The following is a 20,711-nucleotide window of genomic DNA, read 5'->3' on the forward strand; positions in this document are numbered from 1 at the left end:
GGCGGGCGCCGGAGCCGGGGCGGGGGCCGGAGCAGCGGCCGGAGCCGGAGCGGCGGCGGCCGGAGCGGCCGAGGCGGTCGCGCCTTCGGTCACCACGCCCAGGACCGTGCCCGGAACGACGGTGGCGCCTTCTTCGGCGCTGATCGCGGCCAGGACGCCGTCGGCCGGCGAGACGACTTCGAGGCTGACCTTGTCGGTTTCCAGCTCGACGAGCAGCTCGTCCTTCTTCACGGCCTCCCCGGCCTTCTTGGTCCAGCGGGCGACCGTCGCTTCGGTGACGGATTCGCCCAGGGCGGGGGTCATGATGTCGGCCATGTCAGGTTCCGATGTCTCTTTGATCTGGCGGTCGGGGTCTAAACGAACTTAGGCCGCCGCGCCCATCGAACAAGTCCGAGGACGCGGCGGCTTGAAGGTTGGTGCTCTTAGGCGAAGGCTTCGGTGAGGAAGGCTTCGAGCTCCTTGAGGTGGCGGCTCATCAGGCCGGCGGCGGTCGAGGCGCTGGCCGGACGGCCCACGTAGCGGGCCCGCTTGGCCTTGATGTCCATCTTGTCGAGGGTCAGCTCGATCCACGGATCGACGAAGGTCCAGCCGCCCATGTTCTTCGGCTCTTCCTGCACCCACACCAGTTCGGCGTTCTTGAATCGGTTCAGGACGCCCATGACCGACTTCATCGGCCACGGATAGAACTGCTCCAGGCGCAGGATGTAGACGTCGTCGCGGCCGCTCTTGGCGCGCTGGTCCACGAGGTCGAAGTAGACCTTGCCCGAGCACATGATGACGCGCTTGATCTGATCGTCGCTCTTCAGCGTGATCCCGCCGACGTCGCAGCCGGCTTCGGCGCCGTCCACCATCACGCGGTGGAAGGCGGTGCCTTCGGCCAGGTCCGATAGGTTCGAGACGGCGCGCTTGTGGCGCAGCAGGCTCTTGGGCGACATCACGATCAGCGGCTTGCGGTACTCACGGTGCATCTGGCGACGCAGGGCGTGGAAGTAGTTGGCCGGCGTGGTGCAGTTGACGACCTGCATGTTGTCTTCCGCGCACGACTGCAGGAAGCGCTCGAGGCGCGCCGAGCTGTGCTCGGGGCCCTGGCCTTCGTAGCCGTGCGGCAGCAGCATCACCAGACCGCTCATCCGCAGCCACTTGCGTTCGCCCGAGCTGATGAACTGGTCGATCACCACCTGGGCGCCGTTCACGAAGTCGCCGAACTGGCCTTCCCACAGGGTCAGGGTGTTCGGGTCGGCCAGCGAAAAGCCGTACTCGAAGCCCAGAACCGCCTCTTCCGACAGGGCCGAGTCGATGACTTCGTAGTTGGCCTGGCCGGCGCGGATGTTGTTCAGCGGCGTGTAGTGCTCTTCGGTCTTCTGGTCGATGACGTCGGAGTGGCGCTGGGTGAAGGTGCCGCGGACCGAATCCTGGCCCGACAGGCGGACCGGGAAGCCTTCGTCGAGCAGGGTGGCGAACGCCATGTGCTCGGCGGCGCCCCAGTCGAGGCCCTCGCCCTTGGTGAAGGCGTCACGACGGTTCTCGATCGCGCGGCGCACAGTCTTGTGGGCGTCGATGCGTTCCGGGATGGCCGTGATCTTGGCGGCCAGTTCCTGCAGCTTGGCGAGCGGCACGTCGGTCTTGCCGCGGCGCTCTTCGTCGCCCGGCTGGGCCAGGCCCTTCCACTTGCCGTCGAGCCAGTCGGCCTTGTTGGCCTTGTAGCTCTTGCCGGCTTCGAATTCCTTGTCGAGGAAGGTCTCGAACTCGCCGACCCAGGCGTCGGACTCGGCCTGGCTGATCTGGCCCTCGGCGATCAGGCGGTTGGCGTACAGTTCGCGCGTCGAGGGGTGGCCCTTGATCTTCGCGTACATCAGCGGCGACGTCATGGTCGGATCGTCGCCTTCGTTGTGGCCGAAGCGACGGTAGCAGACCATGTCGATGACCACGTCCTTGCCGAACATCTGGCGATATTCGGTGGCGACCTTGGCCGCGAACACCACGGCTTCGGGATCGTCGCCGTTCACGTGGAAGATCGGGGCCTCGACCATCAGGGCCATGTCGCTCGGGTAGGGCGAGCTGCGCGAGTAGCGCGGGCTGGTGGTGAAGCCGATCTGGTTGTTGACGATGAAGTGGATGGTGCCGCCCGTGCGGTAGCCCTTCAGGCCCGACAGGGTGAAGCACTCGGCCACGACGCCCTGGCCGGCGAAGGCCGCGTCGCCGTGCAGCAGCAGCGGCAGCACGTGGCCGCGGCCGGCGTCCGGCTGTTCGCGCAGGGTGAAGGCCTGCTTGGCGCGGGCCTTGCCGATCACGACCGGGTTGACGATTTCCAGGTGCGAGGGGTTGGCGGTCAGCGACAGGTGGACCTTGTTGTCGTCGAACTCACGGTCCGACGAAGCGCCCATGTGGTACTTCACGTCGCCCGAACCCTCGACGTCCGAGGGCACCGACGAGCCGCCTTGGAATTCGTGGAAGATCACGTGGTAGGGCTTGCCCATCACGGCGGCCAGCACGTTCAGGCGGCCGCGGTGCGGCATGCCCAGGACGATGTCCTTCACGCCCAGCGAACCGCCGCGCTTGATGATCTGTTCCATGGCCGGGACCATGGCTTCGCCGCCGTCGAGGCCGAAGCGCTTGGTGCCGGGGAAACGCTTGTGCAGGAAGCGCTCGAAGCCCTCGGCCTCGACCAGCTTCTTGAGGATGGCGACCTTGCCTTCCTTGGTGAAGGTGATTTCCTTGTCGCGGCCTTCGATGCGCTCCTGCAGCCAGGCCTTCTCGGCCGGGTCGGAGATGTGCATGTACTGGACGCCGACGTTGCCGCAGTAGGTGCGGCGCAGGATCGACAGGATCTCGCGGATCGTGGCGGTTTCCAGACCCAGCACGAAGTCGAGGAAGATCGGACGGTCGTAGTCGGCTTCGGCGAAGCCGTAGGTGGCCGGGTCGAGCTCGCTGGCGTCCTTGGCGGGATCCAGGCCCAGCGGGTCGAGGTTGGCGGCGAGGTGGCCGCGCATCCGGTAGGCCCGGATCATCATGATGGCGCGCAGGCTGTCCAGCGTGGCGGCGCGGACGGCTTCGGCGGAAGCGCCGGGAGCCTTGGCCTCGACGGCCTTGGAGATCTTGGCTTCGACGGCGGGAGCGACGCTGGCCCACTGGCCGTCAAGCGCCGAAAGCCAGTCGGGACGGGCGGTGGGGACGCTCTTGGGCGTCCAGGCCGGGTCCTTGGCGGCGCGCTTGACCTGATCGGCCTGCTCGGCCAGCGAGGAGAAGAAGGCGTTCCAAGAGGGCTCGACCGACCCGGGGTTCTCCGCCCACTGGGCGTAGAGGTCCTCAACGAATGCGGCGTTCGCGCCGTAGAGGAAGGAGGTCTCGGTCAAGACCTGATTGATGATGCCTGCGTCGTCCGCCATCGTCTTCGCCTCGATGCTCGCCCGCCGAGGCCATCCGGCGGGATCACGAGCTCGTTTCAAACATGAAGCGCGACGACCGGTTGGCCGCTATCCATTTTCGGCCGCTGCGCTTCGGATCCGTTTACGGGACCGGTTAGACACCGGTCCCGTAAATATAGTCTCTCAATCACCCGTCGCCCGCGCCATGCGGCGGGGCCCAGGTGATTTTTTCGGATCGTCGACTGGCGGTCGCAAAAAACCTGGGCCCCGCGCGAGGCGGGGTTTCGGTAGTCTTTTAGCCCTTGAGGACTTCGAGCAGGGTCTCGCCCAGCTTCGCCGGCGACGGCGAGACGCGGATGCCCGCTTCTTCCATCGCAGCGATCTTGTCCTCGGCGCCGCCCTTGCCGCCCGAGATGATGGCGCCGGCGTGACCCATGTGACGGCCCGGAGGAGCCGTGCGACCGGCGATGAAGCCGACCATGGGCTTCTTGCGGCCGCGCTTGGCTTCGTCCTTCAGGAACTGGGCCGCTTCTTCTTCGGCCGAGCCGCCGATTTCACCGATCATGACGATCGACTTGGTGGCTTCGTCGGCCAGGAACAGTTCCAGCACGTCGATGAACTCGGTGCCCTTGACCGGGTCGCCGCCGATGCCGACGGCCGTGGTCTGGCCCAGGCCGGCGTTGGTGGTCTGGAACACGGCTTCATAGGTCAGGGTGCCCGAACGCGACACGACGCCGACCGAGCCTTCCGAGAAGATCGAACCCGGCATGATGCCGATCTTGCACTGGTTCGGGGTCAGGACGCCCGGGCAGTTCGGGCCGATCAGGCGCGACTTCGAACCTTGCAGGGCCTTCTTCACGCGCACCATGTCCAGCACCGGGATGCCTTCGGTGATGCAGACGATCAGCGGGATTTCCGCGTCGATGGCTTCCAGGATCGAGTCGGCCGCGAAGGGCGGCGGGACGTAGATCACCGAGGCGTCAGCGCCGGTGGCTTCCTTGGCTTCGCCGACGGTGTCGAACACCGGCAGGCCGATGTGCGTCTGGCCGCCCTTACCGGGGGTGACGCCGCCGACCATCTTGGTGCCGTAGGCGATGGCTTGTTCCGAGTGGAACGTGCCCTGGGCGCCGGTGAAGCCCTGGGTGATGACCTTGGTTTCAGAACCGATGAGGATCGACATGATTAGCGAGCACCCTTCACGGCCGCGACGATCTTCTCGGCGCCGTCAGACAGATCGTTGGCGGCGATGACGTTCAGGCCGCTTTCCGAGATGATTTTCTTACCCAGTTCGACGTTGGTGCCTTCCAAGCGAACGACGAGCGGGACGGTCAGGCCGACTTCCTTCACGGCGGCGATGACGCCTTCCGCGATGATGTCGCAGCGCATGATGCCGCCGAAGATGTTGACCAGGATGCCCTTCACGGCCGGATCGGCGGTGATGATCTTGAAGGCCGCGGTGACCTTCTCCTTCGAAGCGCCGCCGCCGACATCGAGGAAGTTGGCCGGCTCGGCGCCGTACAGCTTGATGATGTCCATGGTGGCCATGGCCAGGCCGGCGCCGTTGACCATGCAGCCGATTTCGCCGTCGAGGGCGATGTAGGCCAGGTCGTACTTCGAGGCTTCGATTTCCTTGGGGTCTTCTTCGCTCTCGTCGCGCAGGGCGCGGATGTCCGGGTGACGGAACAGCGAGTTGCCGTCGAACGACAGCTTGGCGTCCAGGACGCGCAGGTGGTCGTCGGCGGTGACGATCAGCGGGTTGATCTCCAGCATCGCCATGTCCTTGGCCAGGAACGCCGTGTAGAGCTGCGTCAGCAGCACGGCGGCTTCCTTGGCTAGGCCGCCGGTCAGGCCCAGGGCCTTGGCCAGCGCGCGCTGGTGGGTCGGCCACACGCCGGTGGCGGGGTCGATCGAGAACGAGTGGATCTTTTCCGGCGTGGCGTGGGCCACGTCTTCGATGTCCATGCCGCCTTCGGTCGAGGCGACGACCGAAACCATCGAGGTTTCACGGTCGACCAGCAGCGACAGGTAGAATTCCTTGGCGATCGCGGCGCCTTCCTCGATGTAGAGGCGGTTCACCTGCTTGCCCTTGGGGCCGGTCTGGTGCGTCACCAGCACGCGGCCGAGCATTTCGGCGGCGTTGGTCTTGACGTCTTCGACCGACTTGACGACGCGGACGCCGCCCTTGGCGTCGGGGCCGAGGCCCTCGAACTTGCCCTTGCCGCGGCCGCCGGCGTGGATCTGGCTCTTCACGACGAAGACCGGACCGCCCAGCTTCTCGGCGGCGGCGACGGCTTCGTCGACGGTGAACGCCGCGTAGCCGCGCGGGACGGGGGCGCCGAACTCCGCGAGGACGGCTTTGGCTTGATGCTCGTGAATGTTCATGAGGGACCGGTCTTCCGCGACGGTTCTTGAATGTGGCGGCGTTATAGGAGCGTGATTTCGCAGGCGCAACCGCACTTGGACGATAAGGCGCCCCCATATTTTCGATCCGTTGTCCGATTGGACAACGGCGCCCCCTTCCTGGGCCGGGCGATCGAAAAGCCTGATCTTTTCGCAAATCGTCCACAGCCCCAGGCTGGCAAGGCGTTCGGGGGCGCAAGGGACCTCAAAGAACCCTGTTACCGCTCACTTTAATCGCGAGAGTTGGCCGTTTGTGCACTGCGGTTGCGCCTGGCCGGCCAGCCGGCGGATATGCCGCAGTTCGTGACGAAGTATTGCTGCGGTCGGCGAGCGTCGTGCGGCCGAACTTGGAAAAACAACGACTTAAATACGATTCATTTTGTGCAAAATCGCCAAGGAGAGGCAGGATATACTCGGTGCGACGTCAAGGCTTGAAAGTATCAATCATTTATTGACCGTCCCGAAGCTTCTCCTTGCCGTACGCACCCTGGGGAAAACCCCGGTCAGGCAACGGAAGACGCTCCATGTTCAACCGCTCGCAAGTTCAGGCCGCCCTGACCCTGGAGGCCCTCGATCGCTCGCTGGCGACCATCGAGTTCGACCCCAAGGGCCGGATCCTGACCGCCAACGCGAACTTCTGCACGGCCATGGGCTACGACCTGGCCGAGATCGTCGGCCAGCACCACAGCCTGTTCGTCGAGCCCGACTACGCGGCCAGCAGCGACTATGCGGCCTTCTGGGCCAAGCTCGGCCGCGGCGAGTTCGACGCCCGCGAGTACCTGCGGGTGGGCAAGGGCGGCCGCGAGGTCTGGATCCAGGCCTCGTACAACCCGATCCGCAATGCGCGCGGCGCGGTGACCCGCATCGTCAAGATCGCCACCGACATCACCGAGCAGAAGCGCCGCGCCGCCGAGCAGCATGGCAAGATGGAGGCCATCGGCCGGGCCCAGGCGGTGATCGAGTTCACCCCGGCCGGCGAGATCCTGACCGCCAACCAGAACTTCCTCGACGCCCTCGGCTACTCGCTGACCGAGATCCAGGGCCGCCACCACCGGATGTTCGTCGAGCCGGCCGAGGCCAATGCGCCGGGCTACGCCGCCTTCTGGGCGCGGCTGAACGCCGGCGAGTTCGTCGCCGCCGAGTTCAAGCGCCTGGGCAAGGGCGGACGCGAGGTCTGGATCCAGGCCTCGTACAACCCGATCTTCGACCACAAGCGCCGCATCGCCAAGGTCGTGAAGTTCGCCACCGTCGTCACCGGCCGCGTCGACGCGGTCAACGCCATCGCCACGGGCCTGGATCACCTGGCCCGCAACGACCTGACCTACCGCATCGAAAAGCCGGTCGATGCGCAGTTCGCCAAGGTGCGCGACGACTTCAACAGCGCCATGTCGGCGCTGGACGGCGCCATGGGCGTGGTGGCCTCGGCCACCCAGAGCGTCGGGGCCGGCGCGCAGGAGATCTCGATCGCCGCCGACGACCTGTCGCGCCGCACCGAGATCCAGGCCTCGAACCTGGAGGAGGCGGCCGCCGCTCTCGACCAGATCACCGCCACCGTCAATCGCAGCGCCGAGGGCGCGCGCGAGGTCTCGCAGGTGGCTTCCGCCGCCCGCATCGACGCCACCCGCTCGGGCGAGATCGTCAGCGAGGCCGTGGCGGCGATGGGCGAGATCGAGGAGAGCTCGGGCAAGATCACCAGCATCATCGGCGTGATCGACGAGATCGCCTTCCAGACCAACCTGCTGGCCCTGAACGCGGGCGTCGAGGCCGCCCGGGCCGGCGACGCGGGCAAGGGTTTCGCGGTCGTGGCTTCCGAGGTGCGGGCCCTGGCCCAGCGCTCGGCCGAGGCCGCCAAGGAGATCAAGGCCCTGATCGCCCGGAGCACCTCGCAGGTCGGCCGCGGCGTGCGGCTGGTCGGCGAGACCGGCGAGGCCCTGGCCACCATCGTCGACAAGGTCGGCAAGATCGACGGCCTGATCCTGGAGATCGCCCAGTCCTCGCGCGAGCAGGCCACGGGCCTGTCGGAGGTCAACACCGCCGTCAATCGCATGGACGAGGTCACCCAGCGCAACTCGGCCATGGTCGAGGAAGCCACCGTCGCCTCGGCCAGCCTGAAGCTGGAGGCCGGCGAACTGGCGCAGCTGGTCTCGCAGTTCGAGGTCAGCAGCGCCACGTCGGCCCCGGCCCAAATCCAGCGCCGGCGGGCTTAACCCCGGAAAACCTCTCCCAAGGGGAGAGGGAGGGGCCCGCGCCGTTAGGCGTGGGAGGGTGAGGGGGTACACCGTCGGCGGTCCCATCACCCCTCAGTCACAGCCCGTCCGGAAAGGCCAAAACCCCTCACCCTCCCATGCTGCGCATGGGCCCCTCCCTCTCCCTCCGGGAGAGGTGTTTCATTTGACCGCCGCCGTCGCCCGGCGTTCCAGCTTGCCCCAGCCGACCCGGCCGCCGCGCACGGCGGTCAGCACCGACTTGACCACCACGTAGTACATCAGCTGGCGATAGCCGAAGCGCTGCACCGGCAGATAGGGCAGGTCCGCCCACGGCGCGCGTTTCTCCAGGGCCATGCCCAGGGCGCCGGCCGACAGGTCGACGAGGATGAACACCGCCCAGTAGAGCAGGCCCCGCACCATGTCGTCGGGCCGCCATTCCAGCGGGTGGGCGACCGCCGCGTAGAGGCCCGAGACCAGGCTCCAGATCACGGCCAGGTCGACCAGCGGCGCGGCCACGGCCAGCAGGATCTGGAACAGCCAGATCTGCGGCAGGGCCACGAAGCCCAGCACCGGGGTCTTGGCGTTGAACAGCGCCGCGCGGTGCTTCCACACGCACTGCAGGGTGCCGAACGACCAGCGGAAGCGCTGCTTGAGCAGGCCCGCCACCGTGTCGGGCGCCTCGGTATAGGCCCGGGCCTCGGGGTCGAAGGCCACCTTCCAGCCGGCGCGCTGGCAGGCGATGGTCAGGTCCTGGTCCTCGGCCAGGGTGTCGGAGGGATAGCCGCCCAGGGCGTCGAGCACGCTCTTGCGCCAGGCCCCGACCGCGCCCGGCACCACGGTCACCGCGCCCAGGGCGGCCAGCGCCCGCCGCTCCAGGTTCTGGGCGGTGACGTATTCCAGGGCCTGCCAGCGGGTGACGATGTTGAGGCGGTTGCCGACGATGGCGTTGCCGGCCACGGCCCCGATCTTCGGGTCGGCGAACCAGCGGGCGAGGCGCCCGATCGTCTCGGGCGGGAACAGGGTGTCGGCGTCCAGGGCCACGACGTACTCGCCCCTGGCCACGGCCAGGCCCCGGTTGACGGCCCGCGCCTTGCCGCCGTTCTCGAACGACAGCAGCGTCACGCGCGGATCGCCCTCGAAGTGGTCGCGCACCTCCTGGGCCGTGCGGTCCTTGGAGCCGTCGTCGAGGACCAGCACCTCGATGTTCTTCCAGTCGCTCTCCAGGATCCGCGCCACCGAGGCGGCGATCACCTTCTCCTCGTTGAAGCAGGGGATCAGCACGCTGACCAGCGGGCCGGCTGCGGCGTCCAGGTCTTCGGGCGTGCGTTCGGTCGCCTTGTGGACCAGCGCCAGGCAGGCCAGGAAGACCAGGCGCGCCACCCCAAGGGCGATGGCGGTGATGAAGAGCCCGGCCAGCAGGGCGTTCAGTCCCCGGAAGAAGCCGAAGCCCAGGCGGTCCAGCGCCAGTCCGACGGGATCGCGCTCGCTTTTCGGCATCACCTGTTCGGGCGTCATGCCGGCCAGTTCGCCGACCGTCACCAGCCGGTAGCCGCGGGCGCGGATGCCGTCGATCAGGCCGGGCAGGGCCTTGATCGTGTTCTCGCGGTTGCCGCCGGCGTCGTGCAGCAGCACCACCTGGCCGGGATTGGCGCCGGGGTGGTCCAGCCGGTCCAGCGCGCGGTCGATGATCACCTGCGGCGGCGGCTTCTGCCAGTCGTCGGTGTCGATCCGCAGGCCGACGATCAGGTAGCCGAGGGTTTGGGCGATCACCAGCGGATCGACCTCGCGCGGGGTCGAGGGCTCGGCGTCGCCGAAGAACGGCGGGCGGAACAGGCGCATCGAGCGGCCGGTGACCACCTCGAACAGGCGCTGGGTGGCGTTCAGCTCGACCTGGGTCTGGGGCAGCGGCGTCTCGCCGATGTTGGGGTGGGTCCAGGTGTGGCCGCCGACGTCGTGGCCCTCGCGGATCTCGCGCTCGACCAGGCCCGGATGCTTCTGCATGTTCTGGCCGATGACGAAGAAGGTCGCGGGCGCGTTCTTGGCCTTGAGGATGTCGAGGATCTTCGGCGTCCAGCGCGGGTCGGGGCCGTCGTCGAAGGTCAGGGCCACCAGGCCCGGCTTCTGGCCGTAGCGCTCGATGACGTAGGAGCTGGGCAGCACGTCATAGGTCTCGCCCGAGATCAGGCCGGTGTCGGGGTCGAACTCCAGCGAGCGCTTGCCGGGCGTGGGCAGGGACGAGACGCGCAGCACCTCGCCGCCGCCGTCGAAATCCACGCTCTGGCCGGCCGGGATGCGGGCCAGGCCGCCGGCCGTTCCCTTGCCGTAGGGCTGGCCCAGCACGCTCCACACCCCGGGATCCTCGCCGCCCATGCGCCACAGGCCATAGCCGCGCGGCTTGAACGGGTCGCTGGCCTTGACCTGATTGAACAGCGTGGCCGCGTCGAGGAACCAGACGACGTGCTTGTCGCCGTTGTCGGCGGCGTAGGCGTAGGTTGGGTTCAGGGCGTCGTCGTCCATGCGGATCGCCGCGCCGGCGTCCTGGGCGTTGCGGATCGCCTCGTGGAAGGTGGCCGCGTCGCCGCCGGCCGCCGCGCCGTCGGGCTTCAGCGTCCAGTCGTAGCCGTAGGCGCCCAGCGCCAGCACCGTGCGGGCCGGGTCGAGGGCGGAGAAGCGCTTGTCGAGTTCGGCCTCGTACCAGTCCTGGCCGGCGTTGGGGCCCGGATCGCCGCCGCCGTAGTGCTGGTCGTAGGCCATCAGCACGATGGTGTCGGCCGACTGCTGCAGGCGCTTGAGCGGCCAGCCCTGCTCGTCGAAGGGCGCGGTGACCCAGACCTCGCGGCCCGAGGCCTTGAAAGCCGCGCGGGCCTCGTCCAGCAGCAGCGGATAGTTGGCCAGGCCCTTGGGCGACAGGGCCTCAAGGTCGAAGATATAGCCGCCGAAGCCCCGGCGCTGGGCCAGGGCGACCAGGTTGGCGATCAGCGCCTTGCGGGCGGCCGGATCGGCCAGCAGGGCGTCGGCCATCGGGCCGTCGAACCGGGCGTCGGCCGAGTTGTGGACCAGCGGCAGCACGGTGGGGTGGTTGGTGGCCGCGGCGATGCGGGCCGTGCCCACGGGGTCGTCGTCGACCGCGATCTGGCCCTTGGGACCGTTCAGCGCAACCCACTGGGGCGAGACCACGTCCAGCTGTCCGATGTGGCGGCGCAGGGACTCGCGGCTGTCCTCGTCCCAGGGCACGTAGAAGCCGACGCTCAGCGGCTTGGCCGCGCCCGCGGCCGTCGGGGTCTTGGGGGCGGGCAGGGCGCGCCAGGCCGGCGGCTTGCCGGGCTTGAGGCGATGGACCGTCTCTTCGTGCAGGGCCGACAGCACGTGTGGGTCCTTCAGCGTCACCGCCGGCAGGCGAGGCGCGAAGGCCAGGGTGGCCAGGAAGCCGGCGACGATCGCCGCGACCAGCGACAGGCCTATGCCCGCCGCCAGGGTGAACCTGCGCCGCCGCTTGCCGGTGGGATCATGGAAGATGTGCCGATCGTCGCCGCTCATCGCGCCGTGCCCCGTTCATACCGCTGATAACACGGTTTCGGCGGCGCAATGATCCTCGATCATGTCCGAACGGTGGCGCTTGAACGGCCTTGAAGCGACTGCGACTTTTTGGCTGTGCAGGCTCCTTCACATCCCGTCATTCCCGCCCTTGTGGCGGGAAGCCCTGGTTCCGCTCCCCCAAGAGGCGCAAGCGGACTGCTCAGCAGTCCGCCCCTCTCGCCCTTGCGGCTGACAGAGGGGTTCCCGCCACAAGGGCGGGAATGACGGGCGGAATTGAGAGGCGGCGGATTAGTCCACCCAGTCCTTCTCCAGCCGCTTGCTGGCCAGGAAGAACAGGCCGGCCGCCACCAGGTAGAAGGCCATGCCGGTGTAGATCGACCAGCGCAGCGACTCCGCGCCGAACACCGGCTTGAGGAGGTCGGAGACCAGGCCGAAATAGTAGATGCCGACGGCGATGCCCAAGAGGTTGTTGATCAGCAGGAACAGGGCCGAGGCGGTGGTGCGCATCGGGGCGGGGGCCAGGTGCTGGACGGCGGCGGTGATGGGGCCCAGCCACGCCAGGTTCAGGCCCGTGGGGATCAGGAAGATCAGGAAGGCCGCGGTCATGGCGGCGCTCTTGCCCAGGCCCCCGAACAGCGCGCCGCTGTTCATGGCCAGCAGGAAGCAGGGCACCGAGATCAAGAAGGCGATGGCCGGCGTGATCGGATAGCCCGACTTGGACTTGGCCCCCAGCTTGTCGGCGACCACGCCGCCCAGCCAGATGCCCAGAAGGCCGCCGAACAGGGCGATGCCGGAATAGTACCAGGCGGTCTGCGACAGGGTGAGGCCCAGGCTGCGCATGAAGAAGCTGGGCAGCCAGGCGGCCACGCCGTAGCCGCACACCGACGAGGCGGCCGCCCCGAACGACAGCAGCCAGAACGACGGCTTGGCCGCCAGCAGGCGCACCGCGTCGCCGAACGGCGGGGGCGGTGCGGCCGGGGCCGGGGGCGCGCCGCTTTCGATGCGGTCGGCGCCGCCGCGCTGGGGGTCCTTGACGATCGCCCGGAAGACCGGCGCCAGCACCACGCCCAGCAGGCCCACGACGATGAAGGCGGTGCGCCAGCCGTAGGTGGCGGCCAAGAGGCCCCCGACCAGGGTGCCCAGGCCCGAGCCCAGCGGGATGCCGAAGGCGTAGGCGGCCAGCGCCCGCGCCCGCTGGCTCTTGGGGAAGTAGTCGGCGATCAGCGAATAGGCCGGGGCCACGCCGCCGGCCTCGCCGACGCCGACGCCCATGCGCGAGAAGAACAGCTGCCAGAAGCCGCCGGCGAAGCCGCACAGGGCGGTGAAGCCGCTCCACACGGTCAGGGCGGCGGTCATGATCCACACGCGGCTGAAGCGGTCGGCCAGCCAGGCGATGGGGATGGCCAGGGTGGTGTAGAGCAGGGCGAAGGCCAGGCCGCCCATCAGGCCGAACTGGCCGTCGGTGAGACCGAACTCGTCCTTGATCGGCTTGGCCAGGATCCCGAGGATCTGCCGGTCGAGGAAGTTCAGCGTGTAGACGAGGATCAGCGTGGCCAGCACCACGTAGCGATAGCTCGGGGCCGGCGCGGCCTCGTCAGGTTTGCGACCGTCGTCCATCGCCATGCCCCCAGGGAATCAAACTCGGCTTTATTTAGCCCGGATAAGAAAAGGGCGACGGCCTGTTGCAGCAAGCCGTCGCCCGAGGCGTTCGCCTAGAACTTCACTTCGAACGACGCCGTCACCGTGCGCGGCGGGCCGTAGAAGGCGCTGACGGAGTTGCCGTAGAACACGGCCGCCGACTGCGGGAAGTTGTAGCCGCCGATGCGATAGCGCTCGTCGCCCAGGTTCTTGCCGGTCAGGGCGGCCTTGTAGCGGCCCTGCGCCGAGGTCCAGATCAGGCTGGCGTCATAGAGCCAGTAGGCCCCCTGATCGAGCGCCGAGGGGATCTCGAACATGTGGTAGGACGAACGGTACGAGGCCGTCGGGGTGAAGGTGATCGAGCCGTTGTCGCCCAGGTCGTGGCTGAAGTTCAGGCCGAAATTGCCCGTCCACTTGGGGGTGTTCTGGAACACCCGCGAGTCGGAGAAGTCGCGCACCACCGGCGGCGTCGAGGTCAGGTCCAGCGCCCGGTACTCGTCGAACTCGGCCTTGATGTAGCCCAGCGAGACGTTGGCGCTGACCCAGTGGGCCAGCTTGGCGACGCCCTCGACCTCGAAGCCCGACATGTGGGCGCGGCCGACGTTCAGCACCTGGCTGGCGATCGAGGCGCCGACCGGGGTCTGCTGGGTGACCTGCATGTCCTTGTACTTGGAGTAGAACACCGCGGTGTTCAGGCTCAGGCGACGGTCGAAGAAGTAGCCCTTCAGGCCGCCTTCGAACGAGTCGACGGTCTCGGGCTCGTAGCCCTCGGCCGAGTTGGGCGTCAGGATCTGGTCGGAGCGCATGTCGAAGCCGCCCGACTTGAAGCCCTGGCTGTAGGAGACATAGGCGTTCAGGTCGTCGCTGATCTCGTACTTGGCGCTGAGGCGCGGGGTGAACTTCGAGAAGGTCTTCTTGTTGGTGAAGCTCGAGCGCAGCAGGCCCGGAACGGCGGCGTTGTTGCCGAACAGCGGGCTGCGGATGCCGGTGAAGTTCTGGCGATAGACCCGGCCGTACTTCTCGTCGCGGGTCAGGCGGCCGCCGACCGAGACCGACAGGCGCTCGGTCAGGTCGTAGCTGACGTCGGCGAAGGCCGAATAGCTTTCGGTGTCGACGTTGCCGGCGGTGGCGATGGTCGTGTTGATCTGGCTGACCACGGTGTCGAAGGCGCCGGCGGCGGTGGCGTTCATGTAATAGACGCCGGCCACGCCCTGCCAGCGGTCGCCGGTGAACAGCGCCTGGAATTCCTGGCTGAACTGGTGGTCGTTGTAGCGGCCCGGGATGTCGAGATAGGCGCCCGGCAGTTCGTCGAAGTCGATCGTGCCCTCGGTGCTGCCCGAGCGGTAGGCGGTGATCGACTTGACGGTGATCAGGTCGTTGATCGTCCACTGGCCCAGCAGCGACACGCCGCTATTCTTGACGAGGTTGCTGTCGCCCGAGCCGGCGCGGGTGTCGTAGACGTCGGGCAGCACCTCGCCGCCGGCGATCGGCTGGCCCAGGATGTTCAGCGCGCGCACTTCGCGGTGGCCGTGGCGCGGGTTGGACTCGTCGCGCGTGGTGTCGGCCGACAGCCGGAAGAACAGGGCGTCGCTCGGGGTGTACTCGACGCTGACGCGACCGGTGGCGACGTCCTTGTCGTAGTGCTCGGCGCCGGTGTTGAGGTTCTTGCCGTAGCCGTCGTGGTCGAACTTGGCGGCGGCGAAGCTGACCGCCAGCTTGTCGTTGATCGGGGCCTTCACCGAGATCAGGCCGTCGCGCTCGTTGTAGTTGCCGACCGTGCCCTTGATCCGGACCTCGGGATCGGGACCGATCTTGCGGGTCACGTACTTCACCGCGCCGCCGATGGTGTTGCGGCCATACAGCGTGCCCTGCGGGCCGCGCAGCACTTCGATGCGCTCGATGTCGAACACGTCGAGCACCGCGCCCTGCGGGCGGGCGATGTAGACGTCGTCGACATAGAGGCCCACGCCGGGCTCGAAGCCCCACAGCGGGTCCTGCTGGCCGACGCCGCGGATGAACGAGATCAGGGTCGAGTTCGAGCCGCGAGCCACCTGCAGGGTCAGGTTCGGGGTCGACTGCTGCAGGCTGGTGATGTCGGAGGCGCCGATCCGCTCCAGCGCGCCGGCGCTGTAGGCCGAGACGGCCACGGGCACGTCCTTCAGCGTTTCTTCGCGGCGGCGGGCGGTGACGACGACTTCCTCGACGCCGACGCCCGTTTCGCTGGTCGTGGTCGCCTGTTCCTGTGCAACCGCGAGATTGCTCGCAGCGCCCCACGCCGCGCCAGCCAGCAGCGCAGCCTTCCACATCGTTTTCATGGACAGCCCCTCTTACCTAGATGCGTTTCGTCCCTCACGCCGGCCGGACCGTCTTTGGCGGTCTCGTTTCCAGCGTTTCCCGCACGATTTCACCGTCGCGAGAATTCGACTTCACTGTCACCTAGGTTGAGGGATTGCGCCAGCCTTTTTTCACCAGGTGGTGAAAAGTGTGATCGGTGTACGGATCAGGCCTTGCTCTGCTTGGCGATGACGGCCTCGAAGCCGGCCGCGCAATAGGCGAACAGGCGGGCGCGGACGGCCTCCAGGTCGCTGGAATGGCAGAGGCCTTCGGACAGCGAGTCGATGCGGCCGGTCTCCGACAGGGCCAGCATCATCGAGCCGGTCAGGAACTGGTAGCACCAGTAGAGGTCGCGATATTCGGCGTCGGGACGAACGATCTTCAGCGTGTCGACCAACTGGTGGACGACGGGGTCGAAGAACCGGGCCATGGTCTCGCCGCCCCAGGCCGGGGTGTTGTTCACCTGGGCGACCAGGGCGAAATAGCTCTTCCAGCCGCCGCCGCCCTCCTGCGAGATGCGCAGCAGCGGATCGATGAAGGCGGTGATCACACCTTCCGCCGTCATGCGCTCGCCGAAGGTCTCCACATAGGCGTTCATCGAGACGCTGCGGGCCTGGTTGAGGATCTCGGCCCGGCGCAGGAACACCGCGTCGAACAGTTCGCGCTTGGCGCCGAAATAGTAGTGGATCAGGGCCGTGTCGACGCCGGCCTCCGACGCCACCTGGCGGGTGGTCACCCCGTGGAATCCGTGCCGCGCGAACAGGCCCTCGGCGGAGTCGAGGATGGTCTCCTTGAGGTCCAGGCCCGTGGCCTTGGAAGGGCGGCCCCGCCCGCCGGAACGGGCGCGGGTCTTGGCGGCGGTCATGTCGAGCGGGCCCCTCCCGAACTATCGTTGTTCCTCGGATAGGCCCGTGCGCGGCGCCCTGGCAAGAGCGGGGCCGTTCGGGCCGGGCCTCACTGCAGGCTCAGGGCCTGGGCGTTCTCGCCCGGCGCGACGGTGAAGGCGGCGGCCTCGAAGGACGGCGGGCCCATCATGCCCTTGGCGTCGTTGGAAAAGCCGTAGGGCTCGACCGGGATGCCAAAGCCGTTGGTTCCCAGGCGGCCGTCGCCGTCGACGTCGTGGAACACGCGGACGGCGTAGGTCCCGGCCGGCAGGTCCAGGCGCACGCTCGGCGTGGTTTCGGCGGCCGGAACGTTCACCGACGCGACCGCCGCGCCGCCCTTCCAGGCCTGGGCGCTGTCGTAGACGGCCACGTGCAGCGCGCCGGTATGGGCCTTCAGCGTGGGAAAGCTCAGGGTCAGGCCGGCCTCGCCCCGGGGCGCGGCGGCGGCGGGCGGAGCGGCGACGAGGGGAATGTCCTGGCAGAGGCCGGCGGCCGGAACGGCCGTCAGGGCGGCGGCGAGGAAGACGGCGAGACGCATGAAGAGGGTCCTTGAAGGGCGCGAGGGCAACAGACTGTGAAACGACAACGCGCTCAACCGAAGAACACGCGCCACAGCAGGCGGCCGGGCAGGAAGGTGAAGCCGCCGGCGACGATCAGTCCGCCCACGAACAGGCCGGTCATGAAGCGCCGGTGCAGGTGGACGTTGTGGCGGCGGGCGGCGTAGACGGCCATCGGCAGGGCGATGATCGTCCAGCCCGACAGTAGGTGGATCCAGCTCATCGCGCCGTGGTTCATCTCGCGGATGAACAGCGAGCTGACCGCCGTCGTGGCCATGGCCGCCACCCAGGTCCAGCCGAGGGTGCGGTGCAGGGCCGTGCCCTTCACGCCGATCATCAGCACCGTGCCGATGGCCAGCGCGGTCAGGGCGGCGGCGATGTGGATCTGGATCTTCAGCGGCGCGGCCGCCACCAGCGACAGGTCCGGCAGGTGAGGGGCGCTCTTGAGCATCAGGATCGGCGCGGCGGCGAGCGCGGTGGCGACGAGCACGCCGGCCAGGCCCCGGCGGCGAAAGCGGCGGGCGGCGGCGTCGTGCATTGACAGGTCGGGCTGGGACATCTTGATCTCCGTGCGGCGTCGGGGTGCGTCGCCGCCGACGAACCGATAGGAGCCGCCCGGGCCGTGTCTCAATCGCCGTTACGTGAGCAGCCGGCTTCGCTTCGCCAGTCGCCGCCGCCCGCCGTTCACGCTTCGCGAATGGCGACCCTGGCGGCGCGGCACGGGCGCGGCGTGCTGGTGGCGGGGATCGCCGGCCTGTTCCTGGCCTTCGTCGGCGCCTTCGGCACGGGCGATGCGCCGCTGTGGATGCGGCTCGTCTACTGGCTGGTGCTGTGCTGGTCGGGCGCGGCGGCCGGCGCGGTGGTCGGCGGGATCGTGCAGAACAGCGGCCTGACCGAGCGGCGGCCGTTCGTCGGCGGGGCGGTCATCACCCTGGGCGTGGCGCTGCCCGGCACGCTGTACGTCTGGGCGGTGTCGAGCCTGATGTTCGGCGGCCTGCCGCGCCTGGAGACCCTGGGGCGCTTCTTCCTGCCGGTGCTGGTGATCACCGCGGCGATCACGGCGTTGAATTTCCTGGCCGCCCGTCGGCCGATCGAGACCCATGCCGGCGCTCCCGAGGCTGCGCCGCCGCGCTTTCTCGATCGCCTGCCGCCCAGGCTGCGCGGCGCGACCCTCTACGCCGTCGAGGCCCAGGACCACTATCTGCGCCTGCACACCTCCAGGGGCGAGGACCTGATCCTGATGCGCCTATCCGACGCCGTCGCCGAACTGGAGGGCATCGAGGGCGCCCAGACCCACCGCTCCTGGTGGGTGGCCCGCGCGGCGGTGGCGGACGCCAGGCGCGGCGACGGCCGAGCCGTGCTGACCCTGGCCAACGGCGCCGAGGCCCCCGTCAGCCGCGCCTACGCCAAGGCCCTGCGCGAGGCGGGCTGGTTCTAGGGGGCGCGTCCCCGCTGCTTGGCGATACGGAGGGGCGCGGCGTGCAACGAAAAAGGGCGGCCCTTGCGAGCCGCCCTTTCCGTTACTGGCTGAACCGTTCGGCTCAGAACTCTTCCCACTCGTCGACCTTGGTCGCCAGGGCGGCCGAGCCGCCGGGGCGACCTGGACGGACGAAGGTCTGGGCGCGGGCCTGGGCGGCGTGCACCGGGTTGGCGCGCGGGGCGGCCGGGGTCGAGGCGCGGGCGGCGCCGTCGCCGCCGACCTTGAAGCGGCCGACCAGGGCGGCCAGCTCGCCCGTCTCGCCCTTCAGCGAGTGGGTGGCGGCGGTGGCCTCTTCCACCATGGCGGCGTTCTGCTGGACGACCTGGTCCATCTGGTTCACCGCGGTGTTGACCTGGTGCAGGCCCGTCGACTGCTCGGTGGCCGAGGCGGCGATCTCGGTGACCAGGGCGTCGATGGTGGCCACCTGGTCGACGATGCGCTGCAGAGCCTCGCCGGTCTGGCCGACCAGCGACACGCCCGAACCGACCTGCTGGGTCGAGGTCGAGATCAGGGTCTTGATCTCCTTGGCCGCTTCGGCCGAGCGCTGGGCCAGGGCCCGCACCTCTTGCGCGACGACCGCGAAGCCCTTGCCGGCGTCGCCGGCGCGAGCCGCCTCGACGCCCGCGTTCAGGGCCAGAAGGTTGGTCTGGAAGGCGATCTCGTCGATCACCCCGATGATGTTGCCGATCTGGCCCGAGGACTGCTCGATGCCGGCCATGGCGCTGACGGCCTGGCTGACGATCGCGCCCGAACGTTCGGCGTCGGCGCGGGCGGCGGCGACCACGCTGGAGGCCTCCTTGGCGCCGGCGGCGGTCTTGCGGACGGTGGCGGTAATCTCGTCGAGGGCGGCGGCGGTCTCTTCCAGGCTGGCGGCCTGCTGTTCGGTGCGGCGCGACAGGTCGTCGGAGGCCTGGGCGATCTCTTCCGAACCGGCGCGGATGCCGCCGGTGGCGCCGTTGATGCCGCGCAGGGCGTCCTGCAGACGGCTGGCGGCGGCGTTGAAGTCGGTCTTCAGCTGCTGGGCCTTGGGGGCGAACTCGGCGTCGATGCGGTAGGTCAGGTCGCCGTCGGCCAGCGAGCCGAGCGCTTCGGCCAGGGCGTGGATGGCGATGCGGTCGACCTCGGCCTCGGCGGCCTTCTCGGCTTCGCGCTCGGTCCGTTCGCGCTCGGTGCGGGCGGCGGCGGCGGCGGCTTCCTCTTCCAGGCGCAGCTTGTGGATGGCGGCGTCCTTGAAGGTGGCGACGGCGCCGGCCATCTCGCCGATCTCGTCCTTGCGGCCCGAGGCCGGCACGGCGACGCTGTTGTCGCCCGAGGCCAGGCGGCGCATGGCGGTGGTCATGGCCGCGACCGGGGCGGCGATGCCGCCGGTCAGCATCAGGCCTCCGCCGACGGCGACGGCCAGGGTGACGGCGATGCCGAGGGCCAGGACCAGCGTGCTGCGCAGCGAGGCGGCGGCCTGGGCGGCGGTCTCGGCGGCGACGACGGCCTCGGCGTCGGTGGTGATGGCTTCGATGGCGTTCTCGACCGGCTCGACGGCCTTGTCGGCGACGCCGTCGTGCTTGACCAGGTCGATGGCCTGGGCGCGGGTGGCCGGATCGGCGCCCAGCTTCTCGGCCGGCTCGATGGCCTGGGCGCGGTAGGCGGCGTAGGCCGCGTCGACGGCGGCGATGCGGGCGAGGTCGGCCTCGTCCTTGCCGGCCAGCTTGCGCAGCTCGTCGAGGGCGGCCACGAACTTCGGCTTGTGGGCGTTCTCCAGGCGGTCGACGTAGTAGGCGTCGCCCGACAGCAGGAAGCCGCGCAATGAGTTCTCCTGGCGGGTCAGGCGGAAGGCGGCCGTGTCGGCGGCGCGCAGGCTGGCGTGCGCCACGGCCGTGCGCTGCACCGAGCCCTTGTAGGCCTGCTGGTTGATGAACAGCGTAACGCCCATGGCCATGATGGCGGCCAGCATCACGCCGAACACGACCATCAGCTTCTGGGGAATCTTCAAGTCACCAAAACGCACGACCCGCCTCCGGATATCTGCCCCGACGATATGCGCGACCGCACACGTCCTCGCTGCAAGCTCTGGCGAGATCGCGGTTTCCACGGGATTAACCGTACCGTGGCGGAATGTCGCACCCGACGACCGCCGTTACATGCCGTCGGTCGGCGACGGAGCGCTCCCAACTTCCCAAGGTTGCGCTGCGTAAGGGGTTACCGCAGATGGCGGCAAGCCCGCTCCACCTGAGGCGGAGCGGGGTGCGACAAAAATTCAGCCCGAAAATATTTCGCCCTGAGGCGGATCTGGCGGTGTCGGACCGGCCAGCGAG

General features: G+C 68.7%; 13 protein-coding genes. 2 read left to right on the forward strand and 11 right to left on the reverse strand.

Translation table 11 applies throughout. The annotated features are described in order from the left end of the window. The 4 genes from AC1DCG_RS16545 to sucC all read right to left on the reverse strand — a co-directional run. On the reverse strand, nt 1-315 hold a 315-nt coding region (locus AC1DCG_RS16545; protein WP_477041566.1), incomplete at its 3' end, for a biotin/lipoyl-containing protein. Nucleotides 316-422: 107 nt separating this feature from the next. Further along, entirely contained in the window at nt 423-3,386 is a 2,964-nt protein-coding gene (locus AC1DCG_RS16550; RefSeq protein ID WP_477028632.1) for a 2-oxoglutarate dehydrogenase E1 component, read from the reverse strand. 274 nt (nt 3,387-3,660) lie between these two features. Next, nucleotides 3,661-4,545, reverse strand: coding sequence for a succinate--CoA ligase subunit alpha (gene sucD / locus AC1DCG_RS16555; protein ID WP_058348626.1), 885 nt, complete (start codon nt 4,543-4,545; stop codon nt 3,661-3,663). 2 nt (nt 4,546-4,547) lie between these two features. Continuing rightward, complete coding sequence (gene sucC / locus AC1DCG_RS16560; RefSeq protein ID WP_165262637.1) at nt 4,548-5,747, reverse strand: ADP-forming succinate--CoA ligase subunit beta; 1,200 nt, start codon at nt 5,745-5,747, stop codon at nt 4,548-4,550. A gap of 542 nt (nt 5,748-6,289) precedes the next feature. On the opposite strand from sucC, the gene AC1DCG_RS16565 reads away from it, so the two are divergent. Continuing rightward, entirely contained in the window at nt 6,290-7,972 is a 1,683-nt protein-coding gene (locus AC1DCG_RS16565; RefSeq protein ID WP_477028633.1) for a methyl-accepting chemotaxis protein, read from the forward strand. 180 nt (nt 7,973-8,152) lie between these two features. Here AC1DCG_RS16565 and AC1DCG_RS16570 read toward each other — a convergent pair whose 3' ends face one another. From AC1DCG_RS16570 to AC1DCG_RS16595, 6 genes are all read right to left on the reverse strand, one after another. Further along, the gene (locus AC1DCG_RS16570; protein WP_477036748.1) at nt 8,153-11,509 is read right to left on the reverse strand and encodes a trifunctional glycoside hydrolase family 18/polysaccharide deacetylase/glycosyltransferase family 2 protein; all 3,357 of its coding nucleotides are present in this window, start codon (nt 11,507-11,509) and stop codon (nt 8,153-8,155) included. A gap of 288 nt (nt 11,510-11,797) precedes the next feature. Beyond that, nucleotides 11,798-13,132 (reverse strand): spinster family MFS transporter, encoded by a 1,335-nt coding sequence (locus tag AC1DCG_RS16575; RefSeq protein WP_477028635.1) that lies wholly within the window; start codon nt 13,130-13,132, stop codon nt 11,798-11,800. Between the two features lie 89 nt (nt 13,133-13,221). Next, nucleotides 13,222-15,462 (reverse strand): TonB-dependent receptor, encoded by a 2,241-nt coding sequence (locus AC1DCG_RS16580; protein WP_165262629.1) that lies wholly within the window; start codon nt 15,460-15,462, stop codon nt 13,222-13,224. A gap of 185 nt (nt 15,463-15,647) precedes the next feature. Then, the gene (locus tag AC1DCG_RS16585; protein WP_477028636.1) at nt 15,648-16,346 is read right to left on the reverse strand and encodes a TetR/AcrR family transcriptional regulator; all 699 of its coding nucleotides are present in this window, start codon (nt 16,344-16,346) and stop codon (nt 15,648-15,650) included. 89 nt (nt 16,347-16,435) lie between these two features. Continuing rightward, nucleotides 16,436-16,903 carry a DUF2141 domain-containing protein gene (locus tag AC1DCG_RS16590; RefSeq protein WP_477028637.1) on the reverse strand — a complete coding sequence of 156 codons (468 nt, stop codon included), beginning with the start codon at nt 16,901-16,903 and terminating at the stop codon, nt 16,436-16,438. A 53-nt stretch (nt 16,904-16,956) separates the two neighbouring features. Then, nucleotides 16,957-17,481, reverse strand: coding sequence for a DUF2306 domain-containing protein (locus AC1DCG_RS16595; protein WP_477028638.1), 525 nt, complete (start codon nt 17,479-17,481; stop codon nt 16,957-16,959). Between the two features lie 138 nt (nt 17,482-17,619). Between AC1DCG_RS16595 and AC1DCG_RS16600 the strand changes: the two genes are divergently transcribed. Further along, on the forward strand, nt 17,620-18,360 hold the full coding sequence (locus AC1DCG_RS16600) for a LytTR family DNA-binding domain-containing protein (protein ID WP_477028639.1): 741 nt from the start codon (nt 17,620-17,622) through the stop codon (nt 18,358-18,360). 103 nt (nt 18,361-18,463) lie between these two features. Here the strand turns inward: AC1DCG_RS16600 and AC1DCG_RS16605 are convergent, their stop codons facing one another. Further along, nucleotides 18,464-20,404 (reverse strand): methyl-accepting chemotaxis protein, encoded by a 1,941-nt coding sequence (locus tag AC1DCG_RS16605; protein WP_477028640.1) that lies wholly within the window; start codon nt 20,402-20,404, stop codon nt 18,464-18,466. Between the last annotated feature and the right edge of the window lie 307 nt (nt 20,405-20,711).

The organism is Caulobacter sp. 10L414 (assembly GCF_056395525.1).

Excerpts from the sequence above, each read along its gene's own strand:
- AC1DCG_RS16550 (WP_477028632.1), bottom strand. The coding sequence starts at position 3,386 with ATGGCGGACGACGCAGGCATCATCAATCAGGTCTTGACCGAGACCTCC.
- sucD (WP_058348626.1), bottom strand. The coding sequence starts at position 4,545 with ATGTCGATCCTCATCGGTTCTGAAACCAAGGTCATCACCCAGGGCTTC.
- sucC (WP_165262637.1), bottom strand. The coding sequence starts at position 5,747 with ATGAACATTCACGAGCATCAAGCCAAAGCCGTCCTCGCGGAGTTCGGC.
- AC1DCG_RS16565 (WP_477028633.1), top strand. The coding sequence starts at position 6,290 with ATGTTCAACCGCTCGCAAGTTCAGGCCGCCCTGACCCTGGAGGCCCTC.
- AC1DCG_RS16570 (WP_477036748.1), bottom strand. The coding sequence starts at position 11,509 with ATGAGCGGCGACGATCGGCACATCTTCCATGATCCCACCGGCAAGCGG.
- AC1DCG_RS16575 (WP_477028635.1), bottom strand. The coding sequence starts at position 13,132 with ATGGCGATGGACGACGGTCGCAAACCTGACGAGGCCGCGCCGGCCCCG.
- AC1DCG_RS16580 (WP_165262629.1), bottom strand. The coding sequence starts at position 15,462 with ATGAAAACGATGTGGAAGGCTGCGCTGCTGGCTGGCGCGGCGTGGGGC.
- AC1DCG_RS16585 (WP_477028636.1), bottom strand. The coding sequence starts at position 16,346 with ATGACCGCCGCCAAGACCCGCGCCCGTTCCGGCGGGCGGGGCCGCCCT.
- AC1DCG_RS16590 (WP_477028637.1), bottom strand. The coding sequence starts at position 16,903 with ATGCGTCTCGCCGTCTTCCTCGCCGCCGCCCTGACGGCCGTTCCGGCC.
- AC1DCG_RS16595 (WP_477028638.1), bottom strand. The coding sequence starts at position 17,481 with ATGTCCCAGCCCGACCTGTCAATGCACGACGCCGCCGCCCGCCGCTTT.
- AC1DCG_RS16600 (WP_477028639.1), top strand. The coding sequence starts at position 17,620 with ATGGCGACCCTGGCGGCGCGGCACGGGCGCGGCGTGCTGGTGGCGGGG.